Origin of the sequence: Neobacillus drentensis (genome assembly GCF_036966985.1) — a bacterium.
GTDB lineage: Bacteria > Bacillota > Bacilli > Bacillales > Cytobacillaceae > Neobacillus > Neobacillus drentensis_E.
On sequence record NZ_JBALSN010000547.1, the window covers coordinates 1 to 5500 of the forward strand.

Below are 5500 nucleotides of genomic sequence, written 5' to 3' on the forward strand. Positions count from 1 at the left end.
GTACGGGGGGAATCCTTTCCAATTTAAGTGCAGGTGGTTTCATTACTAATTATGATGATTGGTCCTCGTCTTTCCTGCCCGCTAAAAAGGATTACATTAATCAGGAATTAGCCTATATTCTCTCTAATCTTCCCCCTATTCTTGAAAATGCATTTTTACCATTATTCGAAATTGGCATCGATATTGGAATAGCGAAAAACGGCTCCATATGGATTCTAGATATCAATTCAAAGCCTGGTCGAAAAGTCCTCCTTCATACTCAGCCAGACATAAAGGAGACTTTAACCCTTGCCCCTTTGCTTTATGGGAAGCACCTAAGTCAAATGGCTCAAAATGAAAGGAAGAGCTATTATGAGAAAACATTATCTCATTGAAGTTGCTCAAAATGATCAATTAGTAGTATTCTGTCCTCCTGCAATACTAAAAGAAAAAGAGTTAAAACGAATTGCCTTTGGTTCAAGATCGATAGAAGTCGATTTTATCCCACATCCTGATCAAGATGATCGGATTTCAATCAGCCGGGAAATTCAACAAGCACTTCAATATCCTAGTTTCAACATTCCACTTCATGTTTTCTGCGCTAACCAAAGTCTAATAATCGGTCCACTTGTAGGTATTTTTACAGCAGGATTTACCTCCTTGCCATTGGAACCGATTGGCGACCGAACACAATTTTTCTCGAAACTCCTTTCTGTTAATAAAATGGTTGGTGCCTTACCATTTGTGTTTGGAGAACAACATATTGATTGGGATCTAGGAACCATTGAAGGGTATTTTTATCATAATAACAGTTGGGAAACGGTTGAAATTCCCTTTCCGAATGTTATTTATGATCGACTTCCAAATCGAAGAAGTGAAAGTAACCCGAGATTAATAAAAGTGAGAGAGCGATTGCAAAAAGAATATCTTATCCCTTGGTACAATCCTGGATTTTTTAACAAACTTGAAATCCATGAAAGGCTTATTCAAGATGAAACCGTGTCTAAATTCCTTCCAGCTACATTACCATTTATATCCTTTTCCTCAATTGAAACGATGCTGTCCACCTATGGCCATGTTTTTATCAAACCTAAAAATGGCAGCCTCGGCATAGGTGTTCACCAAATTATTTACGACAAACACAGCGATGATTATTACTGCCGATACCAAGATACAAGTAATGTAAACCGTCTGAGGAAATTTTCTAGTTTAGAAAGCTTGATGGGAAATGTATTTGCCAACCAATCCCTTGAAAAAATGCTGGTACAGCAAGGGATTAATCTACTCCGAACCGAATCCCGCTCTATGGATTTTAGAGTCCACACCAACAAGGATGATATGGGAAATTGGCATGTATCTGCGATTGCAGCGAAGATTGCAGGGCCTGGCAGCGTGACTACCCATTCAAGAAGCGGTGGAGATATTAAGACAATCGAGGAAATATTCCCCATTGAGGAATGTTCACTTTATTCACAGAGACTTTCCGATGCCGCATTGCTTTTAAGCAGCGCAATAGATCAGCATGTAGAAGGAATAATTGGTGAGATTGGATTTGATTTAGGTATCGACCGAAATGGAGAAGTTTGGCTCTTCGAAGCAAATTCCAAACCTGGAAGAACCATCTTTACTCATCCTGAATTAAAAGAATTTGATTTGCTAACCCGAAAATTATCAATCGCATTTGCCGTCTTTCTTACCGAACAATCCTTATTACACCCAGAGGAGTTAAGCAAATGAAAACCAATCATCCAGGGCCTCTGGTTGGAATACTGTCAGCAAGAAAAGCAGATGGTTCTATTGCTGGAAATGGCCCGCTTTTTATAGCATTACAAAAAAAGCTTATTTCACTTGATGGAATAAGCTTTGTTTTTATACCAGAGGATGCAGGTAAAGACCATATTATGGGCTATACTTTTTTACCTGAACAAAATCACTGGAAAAAGGAAAAATTTCGTTACCCAGACATTGTATACAACCGGATCCCCTTCCGAAAGTCAGAACAAAGCGAACAATGCCAACAATTCTTTACCATTTTAAAGGAGAAGAATATCCCTTATTTCAATCCATGTTTTATTGATAAATTTGAGCTCTATGAGGTGTTTAAAAAACAACCGTTTCTGAAAACGTTCCTGCCAGAAACCATCCGTATCCACGGGAAGAAGGACCTATTCATTTTTCAAAAGAAGCATAAGGGCATTTATTTAAAACCTGCCCAATCTTCCAAAGGAGAAGGAATTCTTCGCTTAAAGTTAAATGGTGCTGCCAGCCTTCAATTAGAAGGGATACACCAGCATGAACTTTTTAAATCCTTTGATCATTTTTGGGAAAAACACGGTGTGGAATTGTTGGCAAAAAACTACTTAGCACAAGCGGAAATAATATCAGCGAAGTATATGGGGAATCGCTTTGATTTTCGTATCCTTGCCCACGGAGGAGACGGTGGTTACACTGTAACAGGAGTTGGAATTCGGCAATCTCAGACACAAGATATTACAACCCATCTTCCTTCTGGCGGCAGACTCCTGCCCTATGAAATTTTACAAACCAAGGAGCATGATCGTTTTATTGAAGCGATTGTTCCTGAAATCGGGATGGCACTGTCTGATCGATTTGGCTATTTCGGAGAGTTTTCTATTGATGCCGGGGTAAGTATGACTGGCCAGTACTATATTTACGAGGTGAATTCCAAACCAATGAGATTTGATGAAGTGGAAATTGAAGAAAGGAAAATTGAGCAACTTTGCCGCATTTTCCTCCAACTTTCCGATTATGAAAACTGACAGAAAATTCATATTTAAATATTCTCCCAAACCAGTTAAGCTATAAGTAAGAATATTAAAAGGAGGATTTCACAATGATCATGCACTTTCAATTTAAACCATTATTTGAAAATAAAAATATACCTGGCTGGAATTTTTCCTTTTATCATAAAAAGCAACGGGTGACGGGAATTTACCACCAAACAGGGAAAATTGAATGGACAACAAATGTGCCTGAACAGGATGAGATTGAGGCATTATCAAGCCAAATTCATGAACTAATGCTTTACCATGTATATGAATAATCTAAAATTCGGATGACCATCGTGCATGAAAACTTACCTTTTCCGCAAAACTAAAAATAGTTTGGGAAAGGAATGATAATGATGGACAAAGGAAAAGGCATGGGAACGGATGCAGGTTCTGCATATGAAGGCAGAGATAAGGTGTTTATGGATGTTGACCGAATGATTAACGAGGGCATGTCCGGTGGTTCAGTGCATTCCCGTCAGGAGTCAACTAATATCGAAGAAGCCCGTGACCTTCAAGAAGAACAACCGCCTTATGAATGCGATTGATGAGAACTACCAAAATATCAGGCTAGCCGAATTGAACCTTGGCTAGCCTTTATTATTTTTTAGGTTCAGAACTACTGATATAATGTTATAAGTCACTAAAAAATTTTAATAAACGGGGAAATTAATGATGCTAAGAAAATTATTGTCTATTTATGAAAATTCCATTTTGTTTCCCGATCAACCAATTACGCTTTCAGAACAGTTTTACATATTTTTCAGCGAGATGGAAAACGAATGGATTGGCATTCCTAAATCTAAAGTTTCTGAAAAGGAATTCACCCTCCTACAAACGATCTATCAATTAGTTGAACATCCACCAACTGTCCGAAGCTCTGTAACACAGGGATGGGATGCCTATTTATTAGAGGATGGTCCTCCCCCCTCTTATCATGCTAAGTCAAATCTTCGGTTCATTCAATTTCAAATAAACGGTGATGATACAAATCAACTTGAGATTGAGTCAGCATTAAAGGGATTCTTTACTGAAGGAGTCATCATCATCTGGGAGAACAAAAGACGAGGAATAATAATTGAAGAGGACACCATAGCCTTACTTACGGAAGAAGAATTGATTTCCATGTCAGAAACCTTAGAAAGTGACTTTTATGTCAAAATCTCTTTTTTTATTGGAAAGTTTAATTCCTTTAACGACCAACTTCGTTCAAAGTTCCTGCTTGAGAAAGAATATTTTTCTTTTGGTCTGACCCATCTTGTCTCCCTTATGAATATTTTTACATTTGAACGGGTTCTTCCAGCATATGTGGCATATCATTTGCCGATGGATTTAAAACCAAAGATCCATCAAGGAATATTCGAAGTTTTTAATGATGATCCTGAGATGTATTCGACCATTAAAGTTTTTCTTGAGAATAATTTAAATGCCAGTTTGACAGCAAAAAAGTTATACATCCATCGAAATACACTCCAATATCGAATCGATAAGTTTATCGATAAGTCTGGAATCCAACTAAAGGATTTTTATGGAGCCTTTACAGTCTTCTTAGCTTGTCTCCTTTTTGAACTTAGTCAAAAAAGGTAACAAAGTGCCCAAAAAAGCGTTTTCATTATTTGTGCAGTCTGTCCATACCTATTTTCTTCTGCTGCTTGTAAACTATTACTAACAAGATAAAGGGAGGAATTACCATGGCAGAGTTAAAATTAGATCATATTTATAAAATTTATGATAATAAAGTAACAGCTGTACAAGACTTCAATTTACATATTGAAGATAAAGAATTTATCGTGTTTGTAGGACCATCAGGGTGCGGAAAATCTACGACACTTCGAATGATTGCTGGTCTTGAAGATATTTCAAAAGGAGATTTCTACATTGATGGTAAAAGAGTAAACGATGTAGCTCCAAAAGATCGCGATATTGCGATGGTTTTCCAAAACTATGCCCTATATCCACATATGACTGTATATGATAACATGGCGTTCGGCTTAAAACTTCGTAAATTCCCAAAAGATGAAATTGACCGCCGCGTAAAAGACGCAGCAAAAATACTTGGTTTAGAATCTTACTTAACTCGTAAACCTAAGGCTCTTTCAGGCGGGCAACGCCAGCGTGTAGCATTAGGCCGTGCGATTGTACGTGATGCAAAAGTATTCTTAATGGATGAACCATTATCAAACCTTGATGCAAAGCTTCGTGTTCAAATGCGTGCGGAAATTGCTAAACTTCACCGCCGCTTAGATACTACTACAATCTATGTTACACATGACCAAACAGAAGCGATGACAATGGCAACACGTCTAGTCGTTATGAAAGATGGGATTATTCAGCAAGTTGGTTCGCCTAAAGAAGTTTATGAAAAGCCTGAGAACGTCTTTGTCGGCGGCTTTATCGGATCACCTGCGATGAACTTCTTTAACGGAAAATTAGAGGATGGAAAATTCGTAATTGGAAATACTGCTCTTTCTGTTCCAGAAGGAAAAATGAAATATTTACGCGAACAAGGATATGTTGGAAAATCAATCATCCTAGGTACTCGTCCAGAAGATATTCATGATGAACCAGTTTTCATTGATGCATCTGCTGGATCAAAAATTAAGGCTCAAGTGGATGTTGCCGAGTTAACTGGTGCAGAATTAATGATTTATTCAAGCATTGGCGGTCAAGATTTTGTAGCTCGCGTTGATTCTCGTGGCGATATCCATCCTGGCGATACTTTAGATCTTGCG

General features: G+C 37.9%; 7 protein-coding genes. All 7 read left to right on the forward strand.

All coding sequences use genetic code 11. From position 1 onward, the window contains the following. Nucleotides 1-374: YheC/YheD family protein (locus V7659_RS27670; protein ID WP_335543284.1), on the forward strand; the 374-nt coding region annotated here is incomplete at its 5' end. Next, nucleotides 352-1716, forward strand: coding sequence for a YheC/YheD family endospore coat-associated protein (locus V7659_RS27675; protein WP_335543285.1), 1365 nt, complete (start codon nucleotides 352-354; stop codon nucleotides 1714-1716). The genes V7659_RS27670 and V7659_RS27675, both read left to right, overlap by 23 nt. Next, nucleotides 1713-2759, forward strand: a complete 1047-nt coding sequence (locus V7659_RS27680) for a YheC/YheD family endospore coat-associated protein (protein WP_335453132.1) — start codon at nucleotides 1713-1715, stop codon at nucleotides 2757-2759. The genes V7659_RS27675 and V7659_RS27680 overlap by 4 nt, the downstream gene beginning before the upstream one ends. A gap of 74 nt (nucleotides 2760-2833) precedes the next feature. Further along, nucleotides 2834-3043 (forward strand): YheE family protein, encoded by a 210-nt coding sequence (locus V7659_RS27685; protein WP_144554802.1) that lies wholly within the window; start codon nucleotides 2834-2836, stop codon nucleotides 3041-3043. Nucleotides 3044-3124: 81 nt separating this feature from the next. Next, a complete protein-coding gene (locus tag V7659_RS27690; protein ID WP_335453160.1) occupies nucleotides 3125-3316 on the forward strand; it encodes a hypothetical protein in 192 nt (63 codons plus the stop codon). A gap of 124 nt (nucleotides 3317-3440) precedes the next feature. Then, a complete protein-coding gene (locus V7659_RS27695; RefSeq protein ID WP_335453129.1) occupies nucleotides 3441-4355 on the forward strand; it encodes a PucR family transcriptional regulator in 915 nt (304 codons plus the stop codon). A gap of 104 nt (nucleotides 4356-4459) precedes the next feature. Continuing rightward, nucleotides 4460-5500 (forward strand): ABC transporter ATP-binding protein (locus V7659_RS27700; protein ID WP_335543286.1); only part of this gene is annotated, 1041 nt, incomplete at its 3' end.

Excerpts from the sequence above, each read along its gene's own strand:
- V7659_RS27690 (WP_335453160.1), top strand. The coding sequence starts at position 3,125 with ATGGACAAAGGAAAAGGCATGGGAACGGATGCAGGTTCTGCATATGAA.
- V7659_RS27675 (WP_335543285.1), top strand. The coding sequence starts at position 352 with ATGAGAAAACATTATCTCATTGAAGTTGCTCAAAATGATCAATTAGTA.
- V7659_RS27680 (WP_335453132.1), top strand. The coding sequence starts at position 1,713 with ATGAAAACCAATCATCCAGGGCCTCTGGTTGGAATACTGTCAGCAAGA.
- V7659_RS27685 (WP_144554802.1), top strand. The coding sequence starts at position 2,834 with ATGATCATGCACTTTCAATTTAAACCATTATTTGAAAATAAAAATATA.
- V7659_RS27695 (WP_335453129.1), top strand. The coding sequence starts at position 3,441 with ATGATGCTAAGAAAATTATTGTCTATTTATGAAAATTCCATTTTGTTT.